The sequence below is a fragment of the Massilia orientalis genome, assembly GCF_030411975.2.
Classification (GTDB): domain Bacteria; phylum Pseudomonadota; class Gammaproteobacteria; order Burkholderiales; family Burkholderiaceae_D; genus Telluria; species Telluria orientalis.
Genome location: NZ_JASNRB020000002.1, coordinates 448,402 through 467,004 on the forward strand (window position 1 = coordinate 448,402; position 18,603 = coordinate 467,004).

At 67.1% G+C, this 18,603-nt stretch carries 13 protein-coding genes; 6 read left to right on the forward strand and 7 right to left on the reverse strand.

What is annotated here, in order from left to right:
- The first annotated feature begins 1 nt into the window (after position 1).
- Positions 2-448 carry a DoxX family protein gene (locus QPK29_RS04080; RefSeq protein WP_371769542.1) on the forward strand — a complete coding sequence of 149 codons (447 nt, stop codon included), beginning with the start codon at positions 2-4 and terminating at the stop codon, positions 446-448.
- Positions 449-505: 57 nt separating this feature from the next.
- On the opposite strand, the gene QPK29_RS04085 is transcribed toward QPK29_RS04080, so the two are convergent.
- Positions 506-2,848, reverse strand: a complete 2,343-nt coding sequence (locus tag QPK29_RS04085) for a glycoside hydrolase family 31 protein (protein WP_371769541.1) — start codon at positions 2,846-2,848, stop codon at positions 506-508.
- A 545-nt stretch (positions 2,849-3,393) separates the two neighbouring features.
- Entirely contained in the window at positions 3,394-6,426 is a 3,033-nt protein-coding gene (locus QPK29_RS04090) for a TonB-dependent receptor (RefSeq protein WP_371769540.1), read from the reverse strand.
- Positions 6,427-6,879: 453 nt separating this feature from the next.
- Here QPK29_RS04090 and QPK29_RS04095 point away from each other — a divergent pair, with 453 nt between their 5' ends.
- Both QPK29_RS04095 and QPK29_RS04100 read left to right on the forward strand, forming a co-directional pair.
- Positions 6,880-8,139 carry an ROK family protein gene (locus QPK29_RS04095; protein ID WP_371769539.1) on the forward strand — a complete coding sequence of 420 codons (1,260 nt, stop codon included), beginning with the start codon at positions 6,880-6,882 and terminating at the stop codon, positions 8,137-8,139.
- A 22-nt stretch (positions 8,140-8,161) separates the two neighbouring features.
- Positions 8,162-9,226 carry an oxidoreductase gene (locus tag QPK29_RS04100; RefSeq protein WP_371769538.1) on the forward strand — a complete coding sequence of 355 codons (1,065 nt, stop codon included), beginning with the start codon at positions 8,162-8,164 and terminating at the stop codon, positions 9,224-9,226.
- Here the strand turns inward: QPK29_RS04100 and QPK29_RS04105 are convergent.
- Entirely contained in the window at positions 9,223-9,696 is a 474-nt protein-coding gene (locus QPK29_RS04105) for a MarR family winged helix-turn-helix transcriptional regulator (RefSeq protein WP_400189725.1), read from the reverse strand. The two genes, QPK29_RS04100 and QPK29_RS04105, sit on opposite strands and share 4 nt — an antisense overlap.
- A 41-nt stretch (positions 9,697-9,737) precedes the next feature.
- Between QPK29_RS04105 and QPK29_RS04110 the strand changes: the two genes are divergently transcribed.
- Complete coding sequence (locus tag QPK29_RS04110) at positions 9,738-10,463, forward strand: siderophore-interacting protein (protein ID WP_371769536.1); 726 nt, start codon at positions 9,738-9,740, stop codon at positions 10,461-10,463.
- 5 nt (positions 10,464-10,468) lie between these two features.
- Here QPK29_RS04110 and QPK29_RS04115 read toward each other — a convergent pair whose 3' ends face one another.
- The 3 genes from QPK29_RS04115 to QPK29_RS04125 all read right to left on the reverse strand — a co-directional run bounded on the left by QPK29_RS04115 (position 10,469) and on the right by QPK29_RS04125 (position 14,606).
- Positions 10,469-11,023, reverse strand: coding sequence for a PEP-CTERM sorting domain-containing protein (locus QPK29_RS04115; RefSeq protein WP_162252937.1), 555 nt, complete (start codon positions 11,021-11,023; stop codon positions 10,469-10,471).
- 11 nt (positions 11,024-11,034) lie between these two features.
- Positions 11,035-13,377: a family 43 glycosylhydrolase gene (locus QPK29_RS04120; protein WP_371769535.1), complete on the reverse strand. Its 2,343-nt coding sequence runs from the start codon at positions 13,375-13,377 to the stop codon at positions 11,035-11,037.
- A 263-nt stretch (positions 13,378-13,640) separates the two neighbouring features.
- Positions 13,641-14,606 carry an MBL fold metallo-hydrolase gene (locus QPK29_RS04125; RefSeq protein WP_371769534.1) on the reverse strand — a complete coding sequence of 322 codons (966 nt, stop codon included), beginning with the start codon at positions 14,604-14,606 and terminating at the stop codon, positions 13,641-13,643.
- 114 nt (positions 14,607-14,720) lie between these two features.
- Here QPK29_RS04125 and QPK29_RS04130 point away from each other — a divergent pair, with 114 nt between their 5' ends.
- Together QPK29_RS04130 and QPK29_RS04135 are read left to right on the forward strand one after the other, a co-directional pair.
- Positions 14,721-15,833: a sensor histidine kinase gene (locus tag QPK29_RS04130; RefSeq protein ID WP_371769533.1), complete on the forward strand. Its 1,113-nt coding sequence runs from the start codon at positions 14,721-14,723 to the stop codon at positions 15,831-15,833.
- A gap of 2 nt (positions 15,834-15,835) precedes the next feature.
- Positions 15,836-16,636, forward strand: coding sequence for a LytR/AlgR family response regulator transcription factor (locus tag QPK29_RS04135; RefSeq protein WP_371769834.1), 801 nt, complete (start codon positions 15,836-15,838; stop codon positions 16,634-16,636).
- On the opposite strand, the gene QPK29_RS04140 is transcribed toward QPK29_RS04135, so the two are convergent.
- Entirely contained in the window at positions 16,637-18,547 is a 1,911-nt protein-coding gene (locus tag QPK29_RS04140) for a sialate O-acetylesterase (protein WP_371769532.1), read from the reverse strand.
- Positions 18,548-18,603 lie beyond the last annotated feature (56 nt).

Here is an 18,603-nt window from a genome sequence, read left to right on the forward strand (position 1 = left end):
CATGCTGAATACTGCCCGCCTGCTGCCCGACGCCGCCCTGCTGCTGCTCGACCGCGTCGCCGTCGCCGCAATCTTCTTCCTGTCCGGCCGCACGAAGGTGCAGGGCCTCTTCACGATCAAGGACTCGACCTACGAACTGTTCCGGTCCGAGTATGCGCTGCCGCTGGTTCCGCCCGAACTGGCGGCGCAGATGGCGGCGGCGGCCGAACACGTGTTCCCGCTGCTGCTCGTGCTGGGACTGTGCACGCGGGGCGCGGCGCTGGGGTTGCTGGGGATGACGGCCGTGATCGAGATCTTCGTGTATCCGGATGCGTGGCCGACGCATTTGAGCTGGGCGGCGCTGCTGTCGCCGCTGGTGGCGAAGGGAGGTGGGAATTGGTCGCTGGACCGGGTAACAGGGAATTGGCGGGCTCGGGGAGCCCACCCTACGCATCCGACGCGGCCGTAGGGTGGGCATTCGAGGCCAAGGGCCTCGAATGAAACGTGCCCACCATGGGTATGGCGATTACTTGCCGACGACTTTCATGAGCGACGGCAGGTTCTTCGCCAGGTTCGCATCGCCGCCACGGGCCTCGAGCTTGCCGGCACCGTCGTTCCACTGCAGACGGGTCGTCGTGCCCTTGCCCTTCTCGTAGTCGTACGACACGCCGTCGTCGTCATACAGGTCGAAGGACGCGTCGCGGCCCGGGTAGACCTTGACCGAAGCGATGCCTTGCTTCGTCGCGGTCGACTGGATCTCGGTGCCGAACGGGACGATCGAACCGGCCTTCACGAACACCGGGATCTGCGAGATCGGTGCGGCGACCTTGACCCACTGGCCGCCGGCGAGCTTCTCGTCGGTCCAGAAGTTGTACCAGTCGGTGCCGGCCGGCAGGTAGACGTTCTTCTCCGTCTGGCCCTGCTCCGTCACCGGCGCCACCAGGAACGCCGGGCCGAACATGTATTGCGTGCCGATGTTGGCGACGTTCGGGTCGTTCGGGAAGTCCATCCACAGGGCGCGCATGAACGGTGCGCCCGTGTCGTGCGTGAATTTGGCCTGGCTGTAGATGTACGGGATCAGCTGGTAGCGCAGCGTATCGTAGCGGGCCAGGATGGTTTCCGCCTGCTTGCCGAAGGACCAGATGTCCGTGTGCTTGTGCTGGCCGTGCAGGCGCAGCGTGGGCAGGAACGTACCGTACTGGAACCAGCGGGTCAGCAGCTCCGGATAGTCGTCGTTCTGGCCGACGACGTCGCGCGCATCCGACGGATCGAGCAGCGGCGGCTTGGTGCCGTCGCTCTTGCCCGGAATCGCCTGCCAGCCGCCGATGTCGTTACCCCACAGCGCGATGCCGGACGCCGTCATGTTCAGGCCCGTCGGGATCTGGCGCTGCAGCGCTTCCCACGTCGCGTTCACGTCCGAGGACCAGAACAGCGCGCCCGTGCGCTGCGAGCCGTGGTAGGCGGCGCGCGACAGGATCAGCACGCGCTTGTTCGGCTTCCACGTGCGCATATTGTCGGCGAAGCCTTCCACGTGCAGCAGCGGGAACAGGTTGTGGTAACGGTCGCCCGAGCCGATCGAGTAGAAGTAGCCGTCCGGGACGAGGTCCGGTTCGGTCTCGTCCAGCCACGGGTAGTCGAAGCCGTGCGACAGGATGTTGTCGCGCGATTTCTCCCAGAACCACTGGCGCGCTTTCGGATTGGTCGCGTCGATCAGGCCACCGGTGCGGTCCGAACGGAACGGCAGGCCGTCGACGGTCTTGCCGTCCTTGTCCTTCAGCAGATAGCCCTTCGCATCCAGCTCGTTGAAGTAGCGGCCCGCCGTTTCATAGCGCGGCCAGATCGAGACGATCGACTGCATGCCCATGTCGTGCAGCTGCTTGTTCATGCCGTCCGGGTCCGGGAACTCGGCCGGGTTGATGTCCATCTGGCCCATGCGGGTCCAGTAGAACCAGTCGACGACCATCACGTCGAGCGGATATTTTTTCTGGCGATAGGTGTTCGCGACGCGCAGCACTTCCTGCTGGCTGTCGTAGCGCGCCTTCGACTGGATCAGGCCGAACGCGGCCTTCGGCGGGATCGGCGTCTTGCCGGTCAGGCGCGCGTAGCCCGAGTAGATCTCGTCGCTGGTCTTGCCGGTGATGACGAAGAACGACACGCGCTCGCCCACGTTCGACTGGAAGCTCGTGCGCCCGTGGATGCCCGCGTTGAAGCGCGTGACCGACGGGTTGTCCCACACGATGCCGTAGCCCTTCGACGACACCATGAACGGCACGCAGACGGATTCGCCGGTCGGCGCGTCGTACCAGTGCTTGCACTCGAGCGTGCGGCCGCGCAGGTCCAGGGGACCCGTCGATTCCTGGTTCTGGCCCATGCCGTAGTAATGCTCGTCGCGGGCGGCGGCAAACGACGCGCCGACCTGGTAGGTCTTCTCGCCGTTGACGGTCTGCGGCGACATCTCCCAGCCCTGCATCTCGAGGATCTGCTCGCCCTTGGCGTTCTTGACCTGCAGGCCCACCGGCGCCAGCGACGGCGCGAAGTATTTCTCCGGCTGGCTCGGCGTGCGCGCCGGCGGCGCCGCGTTCACGTGCACGGTCATGCCATTGGAGGTGAACGTGTCGCCGTCCTGGCCCGCGGCGTGGCGGAACGCGCCGTTGTCCGCGTTCTTCTTCAGGATGCCGTAGCCCGGACCCTTGAGGACTTCGTCCTTGTCGACGGCGATCGTCACGTGGACGATGTTCGGGCCATACGCTTCCACCGACACCCAGGCACCGTTGCGGTCCAGGGTGGTCAGCGGAGCGGCGAAGGCCGCGGGTACGATGGCGAGCGCCGATGTTAGCGCAATCAGCGTGCGGTGCAGGGTAAGTCTCATCCAGTCCTCTATCGCAGGGGGTGAATCGGGCGACGCGTTCGCAAGTGGCGGCGATGGGCCGGAGAGGCTGTCATTACGGGCCGTATGACCCGTGGCCCGCGCGCGGCGGACGGTTTCGGACGTCTCCTCGGCACATTACCTGCCGGGAGCGGCGGCGTGCGCGTTATAGTTGAACTGTTATTGTCGCTGTTAGCGGTCACATACGCAATCGCTAAAAACGCCGAAGGAAGGAAAATAATACGTTGCTATACGCTACCATCCAACAATTCGGGGTCAGAGCACATTTCGGCGCAAATTCAGGGTCAGAGCCCTTTTTGGAGCAAGGTCTTGCACGAACATATCCGCGGCGCCGACGGGGGGCGACGGCACCACATGCCGGCAAGAGGGCACATCTCGTGGTTCCGTTATTACATGCCGAGATATTGATCCGAAATGTGCTCTGACCCCGATTTCGCTGACCCCGATTTCGAGCGACAAAAAAGGGCCGCCCCTTGGGACGGCCCTTCGATCAGGCGACGCGGCAGTGCCGCGCCGTCAGCACTTCATCAGAACTTGTAGCGCGCGCCCAGCATGTAGCGCGGGCCGCCGGTCGTGACCTGCAGCACCTGCTGGTCGCTGCGGCCGTGCGTGCGCTGGGTCGAGTCGGTCAGGTTGATCGCCTCGAGCGACACGGACAGGTTCTTGTTGACGTTGTAGCCGATCGACAGGTCGGTCTGGCCGTACGGCTCGACGTATTGCGGGTTCGGCTTGCCGTTGTCGGCCACGTTCGCCAGGAACTCGCCGCGCCAGTTGTAGGCCAGGCGCACCGACCACTTGTCGTCCTCGTAGATACCGACCAGGTTGGCGGAGTTCGACAGGCCGACCAGCGCGAACTGGTTCCCCGTGCCCAGGTTGTCGTACTTGAGGTCCGACTTCACGTACGTGTAGTTCGCCTGGAAGCCGAGGCCGTTGCTGAACATGTGCTGCCAGTTGACTTCCGCACCCTTCAGCGAAGCCTTCTTCTGGTTGATGTACGTCGTGATCTGGTACGGCAGCGCCGGGTCGCCCTGCACGCCGGTGATCGTGCCGGTGTAGTGCCCTTCCCCGTTGATGCCCGTCGACGTCACGCCCGGCTGGCCGTTGAAGTTCTTCAGGATATAGTCGCGCATGCACGTCGTGTCGGTCGCCACGCAGCCCGACGCGATCGCGGACTTCCAGTAGGCGCCGCCCACCGGCGTCAGCGCCGTCGGCGACGGCGACGTGACGACGGTCTGGCCTGCGTAGTCGGACAGGTCCTTGTGGAACAGGCCCAGCGACACCATGCTCTGCTTCGTGTAGTACCACTCGGCCGACAGGTCCAGGTTCTTCGACTTCACCGGCGTCAGCGCCGGGTTGCCGCTGCTGCCCGTCACGCCCGTCACGCCCGCCGTCGAGCTGTACGTGGTACCGCCCTGGATCTGGTCGTAGCGCGGACGGCCGATCGACACGCCGTAGCTCGCGCGCACCTTCAGGTCGGAACGCAGGTCCATGTCCCAGTCCACGGTCGGCAGGAAGTTGCTGTAGTTGCCGTGCTGGGTCTGGAAGACCTGGCTGCCGAAGTCCACCGGCAGTTCGTTCTGCGAGATCCAGCGCACGCCGACCGGCAGCTTGGCGAGGCCGGTCGAGGCGACGTCGGTCTTCTCGTAGCGGAAGCCGATACCGGTGTGCATCGGCAGCGCGGTATCCCAGTCGGTGTTGAACTGCATGTACAACGCCTTGGTCTTCTCGATCGTGGTGCGGTCGAAACTCGGGTTCGCGAGGCTCGGGGTGTAGCCGGCCTGGTCGCCCGTGACCTTGATCGCGTTGTCACGCACCTTGGCGAAGTCGAACAGCATGAACTGGTTGTACATGCGCGGATCGCCCGAACCACCCAGCTTGCTGAAGTACTGGCTGATGGAGTCGGCATGCCACAGGCTCTGGTCATAGTCGACGCCCGCGTTGTTCGACGTACCGCCCGCCCACGTGTCGCGCTGCACCTGCTGGAACACGGAGTGGTTGTTGACCTTCGTGTGCGACAGGCCGAAGTTCAGGTTCGACGATTGGAACAGCTTCAGGCTGCCGCCGGCCTGGATCTGGTCGATCTTCATCTTGTTCAGGCCATCCTGGAACCACGAACCGGACACCTGGTTCGGCGAAGCCTGGTAGTTGGCGCCGCCCGGGATGACGAGGATCGGCATCTCCTGCGAGAAGTCGACGCCGGTCGTGTTGCGGCTGAAGGTGACGGTCGCGAGGTCGTTGTTCGAACCGAACGGGCTGTCCTTCTCGGCCTTGGCCTGCGAGTGGTGCATGTCCAGCGACAGGCGCAGGGCCGGCGAGGCGCGCCACTGCGTGTTGAAGCCGATCGAGTCCAGGGTCGACTTGGTGGCGAAGTTACCGCCGTTCATCGCCAGATCCTGGTTCTTCACCTGCTCTTCATAATAGATCGGCGACGCGAGCGGACCGTTGGTCCAGCTGCTGGTCTGGGCGTTCAGCGGGTGATTGAACCAGACCGACAGTTCGTGGTACTTGGTCTGGATCTTGTTCTGCGCGTACGTGTAGTCCAGCGTGGTCGTCAGTTCCTTGACCGGGCGGAACTGGAACGTCAGCTGGCCGTTGGTACGCTGGCGCTGCGAGCCGCGCACGAAGTACGACAGGTTCTGCGGCGTCAGGTAGATGTCGGACGCCTTCGGCGGATTCGTCACGCCGGCGCCGTTCGCGGGGATCGGACCCGGGTCGTCGCTGACGGTGTTGCCCTTGTACGGGCCGAGCCAGCCGTTGGTGATGGCCGCCTGGTTCACGCCCAGGTTGCGCGACTGGTAGCTGCCGGTGACGGCGAGGCCGAACATGCCGTCGTTCCACGTGGTGCTGTACAGGCCCGAGACTTCCGGCGTGACCTTCTTGCCGGCGTCGATGGACGGCAGGTTGTTGTTCGACTTGTCGTACACGGCCTTGACGCCGATGCTGGCCTGGTTGCCCAGGTCGAGCGGACGGCCGGTCATGATGTTCAGCGTGGCGCCGATGCCGCCCGGGGGCGTGTCGGCGCGTGCGCTCTTGTACACCTGGATCTGCGACACGGCTTCCGAAGCGAGGTTCGAAAAGTCGAATGCGCGGCCGGCCTGGTCGGCCAGGCTGGCGGTCGGCATCTGGCGGCCGTTCAGCAGCACGACGTTCAGGTCGGGGCCGACGCCGCGCACGGTGACGTTGGCGCCCTCGCCGCGCGAACGGTCGATGGACACGCCGGAAATGCGCTGCAGCGATTCGGCGAGGTTGGTGTCGGGGAATTTGCCGATGTCGTCGGCGACGATGCCGTCGACGATACCATCGGAGTTACGCTTCAGGTTCAGCGTGGACTGCATGCTGGCGCGGATACCCTTCACGACGACTGTGTTCGTCGCGACGCCCTGCACCGGCGCGGTGACGGCCGGGTCGTTGGGCGATGCGATGCCATTGGAAGCACCATTGCTCGCGTCCTGTGCGAATGCCGGTGCGACCAGGGCGGCGCAGGCGCTCGCAACGGCGAGGCTGATCAGGCGGTGCCTGGTGTTCAGGTGGTGGGTAAAGACCCTCTTGGTGTGCAGCACTGTGTCTCCTCTCGTCTCTCGAAAAAAACGCCGCGCCCGCCGGGCGGCGACGTCCGTGGTGGTGGTACTACTCCTGGCGTATCCGCTTCATGGATTGACTCTTTGGTCACTGATAGCGGACATCATTTGTTTAAGATTAAGAACATTACTTCCATTGGTCAATCGGTCGAACCAAAGTTTGCACGCTTCGGAGGCGTCCGCGCACCGGTTTGGACCGTGGTTATTCGTGAGAATGATGTATTACGTAACGTACGTATGACCGTGTCCCGTTTTTATCCAAGAAATCGATTTCATAAATAAATCAATCACTTCGTTCGGAACCGCTACAAAGCCCATCCCGTTATACTTTTCACCAGCCGACAGCGCGGGGGTTATGATTATGCATAATGCATGACCAACAAAATTTTCCAATCTGTTGCATAATCATCACAACCCACTTGATTTTTCCCACCCATGCCCGTTACCGGTGACCAGCAACTCCTCAAGCAACTGAACCGCATGGCACTGGTTCGCCAGGTCAGCATCCAGCCGGGACTGTCGCGCGCGGCGCTGGCCGACGTGCTGGGTTTGACGAAATCCACGATCAGCCTCCTCGTGCGTGAACTGGTCGACGAAGGCTGGCTCACGGAAAGCGAACTGCTCGTGACGGGCGAAGTGGGCCGGCGCGCCACGCCCCTGCACCTGGACCCGTCGCGGCTCGCCCTGCTGGGCGCCGACCTGGGCGTGGACGAGGCCCGCGTCGTCGCGACGAACCTGCTGGGTGAAGTGCTCGACACGCGCATCCTCACGTACGAAGACCCGGCCGATCCCGCCTCCTGCATCCGTCTCGTTGCGCTCGCGCTCGTGAAACTGGCGAAGCGGCTCGCCCGCCCTGCCGGCCACGGCAAGCCGCGGCGCGTGCTCGGTGTGGGCATCGGCCTGCACGGCGCCGTCGACGAGGCCCTGGGCCTGCTGCGCCACGCGCCGCACCTGGGCTGGCGCGACATCGACGTGGCCGGCATCGTGCAGACGCACGTCGCCGGCTCGCCGCTGGACGGGCTGCCGCTGTACATGCAGAACGAGGCGAACGTGGCGGCGCTGGGCGAATTCGAATTCGCCGACCAGTCGGGCACCGATCCGCTGATCTACCTGTCGATCGGGTATGGCGTGGGCGCCGGCGTGATCGTCAACGACCGCCTGCTGACGGGCCTGCACGGCTATGCCGGCGAAGTGGGCCACGCGATCCTGCAGGCCGGCGGCCCGCTGTGCCAGTGCGGCCGGCGCGGCTGCGCCGACGCGCTGATCGGCCTCGGCTCGCTGCTGGGCCGCGAACGTCCCAGCCATCCGGCGCTGGAAAACCTGTTCCGGCGCGTGGCCGACGGCGACCCGGCGACCTGCGCCGCCGTGGACGCGGCCGGCCGCCAGCTCGGTATCCTGCTGAACAACCTGTGGGCCGGCTTCGACCCGATGGCGATCGTCATCGGCGGCCCCGCGCTGCAACTGGGCGACACCTTCATCGAACCCGCGCGGCACGTGCTGGCCGCGTACGCGCACGCCGCCATGCTGTCGCCGCCCGACATCCGCACCTCGCACTTCGGCGCCCAGGCCGTCGCCGTGGGCGCCGCCGCGCTCGCGCGCTACCGCGTCACGCGTCCGCTCGACGTGCTGCGCATCGAGCGCGGGACCGGCCGCGCTACGGCCACCCGTCCGGCCGGACTCGCGCTGTCGCACTGACCGCACCATCACAAGGAATAGAATGACCGCTGACACGATCAATGTTGGACTCATCGGCTATGGCTTCGCCGGCCAGGTCTTCCACGCGCCGCTGCTGCGCACGACCCCGGGCCTCGCCATCGGCGCCGTCTCCAGCCGCAATCCGGACAAGGTACGCGCCGACCTCGGCGACGTCGCCGTCCATGCCGAGCCGGCCGCCCTCCTCGCCGATCCGGACGTCGCCCTCGTCGTGCTGGCCAGCCCGAACGTGACGCACTATCCGCTGGCGAAGGCCGCGCTGGAAGCCGGCAAGCACGTCGTCGTCGACAAGCCCTTCACGGATACCGCCGCGCAGGCCGCGGAACTCGTGCGCCTGGCCGAGGACAAGGGTTTGCTGCTGAGCGTCTATCACAACCGCCGCTGGGACAGCACGACGCGCACCGCGCTGCGCCTGCTGGCCGACGGCATCCTGGGACAGGTCCGCCACGCCGCGATGCACTTCGACCGCTTCCGCCCGCAACCGCAGGCGCGCTGGAAGGAAGAGGTGGAGGCCGGCGGCGGCATCTGGATGGACCTGGGCCCGCACCTGATCGACGAAGCCCTGCTGTATTTCGGCGAGCCGCTCGCCATCGAGGCCGACCTGCCGGTCCTGCGTCCCGGCGGCCGCTGCGAAGACCAGTTCCAGGCGCGCCTGCGCTATGCGGACGGCCTGCGCGTGGACCTCGGCGCCAGCATGCTGGCCGCCGTGGCGCGCCCGCGCGTGGCGCTGCATGGATTGAACGGGAGCTGGGTCAAGCAGAGCCTCGACCCGCAGGAAGCGGACCTGATCGCGGGCCGCATGCCCAGCGGCGATGCGGCCGCGTGGGGCGTCGACGGGGAAACCGGCGTGCTGGCCGTCCAGCGCGACGGCAAGGTGACGCCGGCGCCGCTGCCGACCGAAAACGGCGCCTACCCGTCGTACTACGCCGGCATCCGCGACGCGCTGCTCGGCAAGGCGCCGAATCCCGTGCCGGCGCGCCAGGCGCTGACCGTCATGCGCCTGCTGGATGCCGGCCGCCTCAGCGCGGCGGAACGGCGCGAAGTGCTGCTGTCCGACATCCCGGCTTAAGCCTGCCCCGCCTCCAGGTTCGCGCGCACCCGCTCCAGCAAGTCGAGCAGGGTCGCGCGGTCCGCCTCCGCAATCCCCTCCAGCGCCGTCTCGGCCAGCGCGCCGTCATGGCGGTGCAGCGCCGCGAACATCGCCTTGCCCGCCTCCGACAGCGACAGCCGCGTGCTGCGCTTGTCCGTCTCGTCCGCGATCGCGTCGAGCAGCCCGCGGTCGCGCAGGCCGCGGATCAGGCGCGCCAGCTGGGCCTTGTCGCGTCCCGAATGCGCGGCGAGGTCGCTCTGCGACGCACCGGGCCGGCGCGCGAAGAAACCCAGTACCTTGATCTCCATGTGCGCCAGGTCGTGCGGCCCGGCACGCAGGCTGCGCTGCTGGGCCGAACGGTACAGGTGCATGATCGCGTGGACACGTTCCAGCACCTCGAGCGCGGGCGATGGGGGATTTTGGTTGACTTCATCAACTATATTTCGCATAATGGGCAGGTAGGTGACATTATCAACTAATTGGAGCAACGATGCAGACTGCGGATCACTTCGTACGCCGCGTACGCCACGAACTCAAGCTGCGCGACCTTACCGTGGCGCGCATCGAACGCCTGGGCGGCGGCTTCGCCGCCATCACCTTCACGGGCGACGCGCTGGCCGATTTCACGTCCTTGTCGTTCGACGACCACGTCAAGTTCATGTTCCCGGACGCGGAGGGAGAGCAGGTGAGGCGCGACTATACCCCACGGCGCTTCAGCCGCGAAGCCCTGGAACTCACGATCGAGTTCGCGCTGCACGGCGACGGCAAGGCGTCCGACTGGGCACGCAACGCGGTGGTGGGGCAGCGCGCCCTCCTCGGCGGGCCGAAAGGTTCGATGATCGTGCCGTTGGAACTCGACTGGCACCTGTTGACGGGCGACGCGACCGCCCTCCCCGCCATCGCGCGGCGGCTGGAAGAACTGCCGGGTGGGAGCCGGGCGATCGTGCTCGTGCACGCGGCGCCGGCCGACCGGCGCGTGTTCGCCGGTGCGGCCGACGTGGACCTGCGCTGGTTCGATACGCCGGAGGCGCTCGTCGCCGATCTGCAGGCGCTCGCGCTGCCGCCCGGCCGCGGATTCGCGTGGGGCGGCGGCGAAGCGTCAATGATGGCGCGGGTGCGCCAGGTGCTGAACCAACAGGGCGTGCCGCGCGAGGCGACGCGGGTGTCGGCGTACTGGAAACAGGGCGTCGCCGAGCACCACGAGAACCTCGAATAACGACGTCAGGCTTTGCGCCGGCGCCGCGCCGTCATCAACCCGGCCAGCGACACGCCCATCAAGGCCAGCGACCCCGGCTCCGGCACCGTGAACTCGTCCATCGCCCACGCCGTCGGGCTGCTGTTGTAGACGACGAGCGTATCGATGCCGGCCCAGTCGAGCTGGATCCAGCGCGGCGCCGTCGTGTCCAGCGTGAATGCGCTTGACGCGAACAGCAGCTGGCCGTTGCGCCAGCCTTCGAACGAGATCTCCTGGTCGACCCACGCCGACGTGAACCACGCGCCCGTGTACTCCCACGCGTTGCCGTCCGCCTTCGTGATCGTCGCAGGGTTGCCGTACCAGTTATAGGCGACGTTCGACTGCGACACGGCGCCCGCCTCGAAGCCGCTGCCCGGATACGCGGCGGCGCTGACGGTCCCCATGTTGTCCCAGTTGAAGCCCGCGTAGCCGGCGTCGATGGGCAGCGACTCGTCGCCCGACAGGTCGTCGAAATGGATGACCGTCGCATGCGCCAGCGCGCAGGTCGCCATGGCCAGCAGGCCGATGATCGTCTTCTTCATGTCCATCCCTTTCAGTGTGCGATGCCGGCGACTTCGGCATCGCTCAGGGCCGCGTTATAGATGCGCAGTTCGTCGATCGCGCCCTTGTACGGCGTGTCCCAGTAATTCACGCCCAGCGCGAAGGTGCCGGTCGTCGTCGTGAACACGTTCGGGAAGTTCGTGCCGGAGAAGCGCTTGACGCCGTTCACGTACACGTTGACAGCGCCGTTGTTGACGGTGAACGCCACGTGCGACCACTGGTTCACGGGGATGTTCATGCCCAGTCCCGCGTCGTACCAGGCGGCGCCCGACCACAGCATCGACGCGCCGCCCACGCCGCCATGCCCCATCGGCAGGAAGCTGACCCACGAATCCGTCGTGCGCGCGCCGAAGAACGTCGTCGTGAACGCCGTCAGTTGCGCGGGTTTCAGCCACATCGCGACGGTGTACGTGTTCGACGAGATCAGGCCGTTCGGCAGGCGCACGCCGGTCGCGCCGTCGAACACGGCCGCGTTGCCGCGCATGCCGGCGCCGTACGTCAGGCTGCCGCCCGCCGTGTCGATCTTGCCGCCGCTGACCGAGCCGGCCGCGAAGGCGCCGTTCGAATCCGCGAGGTTGCCGTCGAAGGCGTAGTACGCGACCAGGCCGCCCAGCTTGCGCACGGTGACGGTGAACGTCTTCGTCAGGGTGGCCGTGCCCTTCGTGATGCGCGCGGTCAGCGTGACGTTCACGGCGCCGCTGGCCGGCGTCGTCACGACGCCCGTGTTGCTGACCACCGCCGGGTTCGACGACGTCCAGCTGATGACGGCATTGCGGGCCGCGCTCGTCGGCAACGCGAGGTTACCCGTGACGGCCGTCGTGGCGCCGAGGCTCAGCTCATTGTAGATGGCGGTCGCGACCTGCATGTCGGTGCGCGGGATCAGGCGGCTGCCGAAGATGGCGACGCCTTCGCGCGACGACGCGGTGAACGTCGTCACATACGACTTCGACGTCTCGTCCCACTGCGTCAGCAGCACGCCCTTGTACGTCGACGCGCCCGGCAGGTTGATCTCGACCTGGTTGGTGCCCATCCTGCGCCACGTGCCGGTCACTGCGCCGGTGATGCTGCCGTTGGCGTTCAGCGTGATCAGCTGCGACTTCTTGATGGTCGCCGTGATGTCCTTGCCGTGGTTGACGTACAGGTAGTCGCCGAACACGAACTCCGGACGCACGGTCGCCGCCGTCTCGTTCGCGTAGCGGTACGGCGCCACGACGGGCCAGCCGTCCGCGTTCATGAACATCTGGTGCACGCGCACCTCGTGCTGCTCGCCGCGCTCCGGGAAGCGCGTGTGGAAGATCAGGAAGTGCTTGCCGGTCGCCGGGTCGTACCAGGCCGAGTTGTGGCCCGCCGAGACATAGCCCGTGCCGATGCCGGTACCCGCCTCGCCCAGCTTGCGCTCGAACAGGAAGTTACCCATCATCTTGACGCCGTAGGGCGCGATCGACGCGTCGTCGAACAGCGGCTTGCCCGGATCCGACTTCACGTTCGCCATCGCATTGCCCTGGGCGTCGTAGTACGGACCGTCCGGATTGGTCGAGCGCGCGACGCGCATGTTGTAGCCGCCGTTGGCATCGAGGCCGCCGAACGACGTGAACAGGTAGTAGTACGACGTGGCCGGGCTGTACATGATGTACGCGCCTTCGATGCGGGAGTGGTTGCCGCCCGTGAGGCGCTTGCCGTAGCCCTGGTTCGGATACGGGAAGCCGGTGGCGGGGTTCATCTGCATGATGAAGATGCCGCCCGAGTACGAGCCGTAGACCATCCACAGCTTGCCCGCGTTGTCGAAGAAGACGTTCGGGTCGACGGTATTCGGGTGCTTCAGCGCGTCGTAGACCGTGCCGTCGTAGCTCGCCTGGCCCCACATGCCCGACTTCAGGATCACGCCCTTGTTGACGTACGGGCCTTCCGGACTGTTCGCGACGGCGATGCCCAGCGCGGACCGGGGCGCGTCGCCCTGGCAGGCGTCGTAGTACATGTAATACTTGCCGTCCGCGAGCTGGCGCACGTCCGGCGCCCACAGGGTCGTCGTGTTCGCCCATGCGAAAGTCTCGGCCAGCTCCGTGTAGACATTCTTCGAGCCGTTCAGGAACAGCGGATTGGTGGCGCTGACGCCGTCCGTCATCTGCGTCCACTTCATGAGGTCCTTCGACTTGGCCGACGCGAGGTGCGAGCCGAACACGTAGAACGTGTCGCCGGCCTTGAGCACCGACGGGTCGTGCACGGACGCGTTCTGGAACGTGGGGAGCGTGGCGCCCGCCTGGGCAAATGCATTGGCGGCGATGAAGCAGGACGCGAATAGCGCGCCCAATCCCGCCAGGGACAAGGGTTTGTTCACTGTAGTCTCCGTCTAATAATTATGGTTGCGGACGGAGAATGCGGCATTTTCAAATGCTTTGCAACAGGGTCGGCAGCGCATCTAAGTTACTGATTCGACCGGATAATTTACAGATTTCAGCAGAGAAACAACTGCGATTCCAAAAAAACGGATTTAAGGTCGCAAATAAAAAATATGATTATCGATGAGGGAATCCGCGATAACTTTTTTTGGAATGGAATCGATTCGAAAACCAAAAAAGATATCGCAGTTTTTTTTGCGTGTTACAAAAAATATTTTGCGGCCAGCGTGCCGTCGCGGCCCAGCACGTACCGGTCGAAGTCGCGCGCGAGGAACAGGCTGCCCGTGTACACGCCGCGCGCCTCCGCCTCCAGCGCGCCCATCGACAACGGCCCTGCGCCGTCCTGGTAGCGGGGACTGAAATGGGTCAGCACGAGGTTCGGCAACCGGGCCGCCTGCGCCATCCGTGCCACCCGCAGTGCGGAGCTGTGCATCGGTGCCGGCCCCACTTTCAAGAGCACCTCTTCCGTGTAGGTCGCCTCGTGGATCAGCACCTCGGCCGTGCGCGCCGCCTCCAGCAGCAGCGACGGGTCGTCGTTGTCGCCGCCCACGATGACCGTGCGCGCCTTGCGCGGCGCCAGCAGCCAGTCGGCCGCATGCAGCACGCGGCCGTCGTCCAGCACGGCATCGAGGCCCTGCTGCAGTTCGCCCCAGACGGGGCCCGGCGCGATGCCGGCCGCGCGCAGGCGGGTCGCATCCAGCTTGCGCTCTACCGTGCGCTCCGTGAAGCGGTACGCCCAGGACGGTATCCGGTGCGACAGCGCGATGGCGTCCACGGCCAGGTCGGGCAGGACGGGCGTGCCGGCCAGGCCGTCGACGGCGATGTAGTCGAGCGGATACGGCAGACCCAGTTCGCTCGTCGCCATCACGCCGTCGATGAAGGTGCGCAGCGCCGGCGGGCCGACGAGGGCCAGCGGGGCCGTGCGGTTCAGCATGCCGGCGCTGGCCAGCAGGCCGGGCAAGCCATAGCAGTGGTCGCCGTGCAGGTGGGTGATGAAGATGGCGCGCAGGTCGTGCAGCGACAGGGGCGTATCCAGGATGCGGTGCTGCGTGCCTTCGCCGCAGTCGACGAGCGACCAGCCCCCGCCCGGCCCCCGGAGGGCCAGGCCGCTCACGTTGCGGGTCTTGCTCGGGGTGCCGGACGAGGTGCCGAGGAACTGGAATTCCATGCTGGATGGGCCAATCAGTGGTTTCGGTCCGATTATGCCCCGTTTCGGTCGGCCCCAAGGCGGTTTCGTCGCAGCCGGGTTGCCGCCGCCCGCCCCCGGCGGCACAATTCCGGCATGAATACTTTCACCCGCTTCTTCCCGCCGGCGCCGGGCACGCACCGGCCGCTCCTGCGCCGTATCGCCGACGACGTCGGCCTGACCGTCATCGTCTGCGTGCTGATCGCCGTCCTGATCACGCTCGTCAACGGCAGGACGTTCGAGCTGTACGACCAGATGGTGTACTCGCTCTGCGTCGGCCTGGTGGGGCTGGTCGTCCTCGACGGCCTGCGCTTCACCCTGCTCGACGATCCCGCGCGGCGCCGGCGCTGGCTGGTGCCGTGCGTCGTGGCGCTCGTCATGATGGCGCCCGTCGCGCATCTTTCCGGCATCTCGCTGGGGAGCCTGATGCTGGGCCGGCCGCTGCCGAACTTCGCCGACTACCCCAACGACCACGGCGAGAAAGGCATGGTCGGGCTCACGTTCCTCGCCATCTGCGCGATGGCCCTGTTGATCCTGAACCGCGAACGGGTCGAGCGCATCAAGCTGGAACGCACCGAGGCCAAGGCGCGCGCCGAGACCATCGAACGCCAGGCCCTGCAGGCGCAACTGCGGCTGCTGCACGCCCAGATCGAGCCGCACATGCTGTTCAATACGCTGGCGAACCTGCAGGGCCTGATCGCCATCGATCCGCAACAGGCGAGCCAGATGCTGGACCACCTGATCCAGTACCTGCGCGCCACCTTGTCCGCCACCCGCGCCGAAACGACGACGCTGGCCCAGGAATTCGAGGCGGCCGAAGCCTATCTCGGCCTGATGGCCGTGCGCATGGGTGCGCGCCTCGCGTACCGCTGCATCCTGCCGGCCGAACTGCGCAGCGCGCGGCTGCCGGCGATGCTGCTGCAGCCGCTCGTGGAAAACGCCATCATCCACGGCCTCGAGCCGAAGATCGAAGGCGGCACCGTGACCGTGGAGGCGAGCGCGCGCGCCGGCCTGCTCGAGATCTGCGTCTGCGACACGGGCCTCGGCCTGGACGACACGCAGACCGCGGCCAAGGGCACCGGCGTCGGCGTGACGACGACCCGCGAACGCCTGCAGGTGCTGTACGGCGCGCGCGCCGCCCTGACCCTCATTCCCGCCCAGCCGCACGGCGTGCTGGCCCGCTTGACGCTTCCCCTGGAGACCGCATGAGCATGACCACACCCGCGACCGTCCGCGCCCTGATCGCCGAGGACGAGCCGATCCTCGCCGCCACGCTTGCCGCGACGCTGCGGCGCTTGTGGCCCGAACTCGAGATCGCCGGTACCGCGCCGAACGGCGTCGCCGCCGTGCAGCAGACGCTGGAACTGCAGCCGGACGTCCTGTTTTTGGACATCAAGATGCCGGGCCAGACAGGCCTGGAAGCGGCGCAGGAACTGGCCGAGCGCTGGGAGGGTGCGCGTCCGTTCCCGCACATCGTGTTCGTGACGGCGTACGACGATTACGCGGTGCAGGCGTTCGAGCAGGCCGCCGTCGATTACGTGATGAAGCCGGTGAGCGACACGCGCCTGGCGCGCACCGTCGAGCGTTTGCAGGCGCTCACGCTGCGGGACGCGCCGGCCGATGACGGCCTCGCGCAACTCGTCGAGCAGATGCGCGCGCTGCTCCCGGCCGCCGCGGCGCCGGCCGAGCGCCTGACGGTGATCCGCGCGGCCGTCGGCAACATCATCCGCATGATTCCCGTGCAGGAGGTGCTGTACTTCCAGGCGCTCGACAAGTACGTGAACGTGGCCAGCAGCGACGGCGACGCGCTGATCCGCCTGAGCCTGAAGGACCTGCTGCCCCAGCTCGATCCGGACCAGTTCCGCCAGATCAGCCGCGGCGCCATCGTCAACATGCGGCACGTGACGAGCGCCAGCCGCGACGACGCCGGCAAGCTGACGCTGCACCTGTGCAACCGGACCGACAAGCTGCGCGTCAGCCCGTTGTTCGCGCACCTGTTCAAGCAGATGTGATCAGCGCACGTCCAGTTGGAACGGCGCGGCCGGCAGGCCGTCGCCGCCGAACAGGTTCACGAACGGCGCGTCGGCCCACGCGTAGCGCACGCGCATGATGCCCCGCGTGCCGGCCCTGGCCGCACCGGGCAGCACGATCCGGTCGCCGGCCACGCGCGCGTCGGCATAGCGGCACGCCTTGCCCGCGCACACCTCGAAACCGATCGCGCGGTCGGCCGAATACGTCTTGAGGCCGCCGCCCGTGTCCCGGAACGTCACGACGATGTCCTTGCCCTCGCGCGCCGCCGCGACGGCAGTGGGGCTGCCGGGCGCCGTCTTCGCGCCGTACGCGACGGCGCGCGCCGCGCGCGCGAGACGCTCGCCGACGACCGTCTTCTGGGTCGGGTGGATGTCGAAGCGGTCGCCCACGTCGAGCGTGACGGCCAGCCCCGCGTGCGGGTCGTGCGCGACGGTGTCGGCCTGCGCGGCGCGCAGCTCGGCCCAGTTGGAATCGCCCGGCGCCGTCGCCGTCGCGCCGTACGACGTCAGTTGCACGACGAGGAAAGGCAGCGCGGGCTGGCCGAAGCGCTGGCGCCAGTCGCGCATCAGCATGGGCAGCAGGCTGCGGTATTCGTCCGCCGCGTCGGCATTCGCCTCGCCCTGGTACCACGCCGCCAGCTTGAATTTGTAGCCGACCAGCGGCGCGATCATGCCGTTGTACAGCGTCGTGTAGCTCGTCAGCATGTCCCACGGCGCCGGCGGCACGGCGAGCCCCTTCAGCGCGCTGCCGCGCCGGACCTTCCACGCGGCCGGCAGCGGGATCACCTGGCCGTCGCTCAAACCGATGGTGCGGTTGGCCGGCGCGCCCGTCATGCCGCCGCTGCCCAGGACGCGCATGACGATCACGTTGCGGCCCGGCTTGAACACGCCCGCGGGCACCGTATAGTCGCGCCCCAGCCAGGCCAGCCCGGCGCCGCCCACGCGCTGGCCGTTGACCCAGGTGGTGTCGTACGTGTCGACGGGGCCCAGGTGCAGCGCGTTCGCCGCCCGCGCCTGCGCATCCGTCAGCGTGACGGTCGTGCGGTACCACGTCACGCCGTCGACACCGGAGCCCGCCGGCGTCACGCTCTCCCAGGCGCTGTCGTCGAAGTCCGGCGCGACAAAGGCGCGCTGCGCGGCCGTCGCCGGGTCGTGCGCGCGCCACCAGGCTTCCGTGCGCGCATCCTGGGCGCGCTGCGCGGCCGCGGGATCCGTGCCGTATTGCGCCACGAGGTCGATGCCGGCCTTGTAGTCGCCGAAGGTGCGCAGCGACTCCGCCCCGATCCAGCCCTGGATCGTCGTGCCGCCCCAGCTGGCCTGGATGAAGCCGACCGGCACCTTGTAGTCCGCCTGCAGCGAACGGGCCATGTAGTAGCAGACGGCGGAGGCGTCGCCGATGGTGTCCGCGTTCATCGGCGTCCATGCGGCCGGCGCGAGGAGGTCGTCCTGCGGCGCCAGCGCGCTGTTGCGCGGGACGTTCAGGTAGCGGATGCGGTCGTTCTGCGCGGTATAGGTGGCGCCGATGGCGTTCGTCGACGCGCGCTGGAGGAATTCCATGTTCGACTGGCCCGAGCACAGGTAGACGTCGCCGAGCAGGATGTCGGCGCGGCTGACTTCCCGCCCGTCCGAGGCCACGGTCAGCGCGTACGGCCCGCCCGCCGGTTGCGGCGGCAGCTGCACCTTCCACTTGCCCTGCGCGTCGGCGCTGGCGCTCGCCGTCCGGCCGCCCAGGGTCACGGTGACCTTGCCGCCCGCGCCCGCCGTGCCCCACACGGCAATGGGCTGGTCGCGCTGCAGCACGGCGTGGTCGGAAAAGATACGGGCGAGGCCGAGGTCGGCCGCGTGCGCCGGCACGCAGGCGGCGAGTGCGAGTAAGAGGAAGGTCTGCTTCATGATGTGTCGTTTCGATGAAAAAAAACCGCCGCGGCCGGTGCCGCGGCGGTCGATAC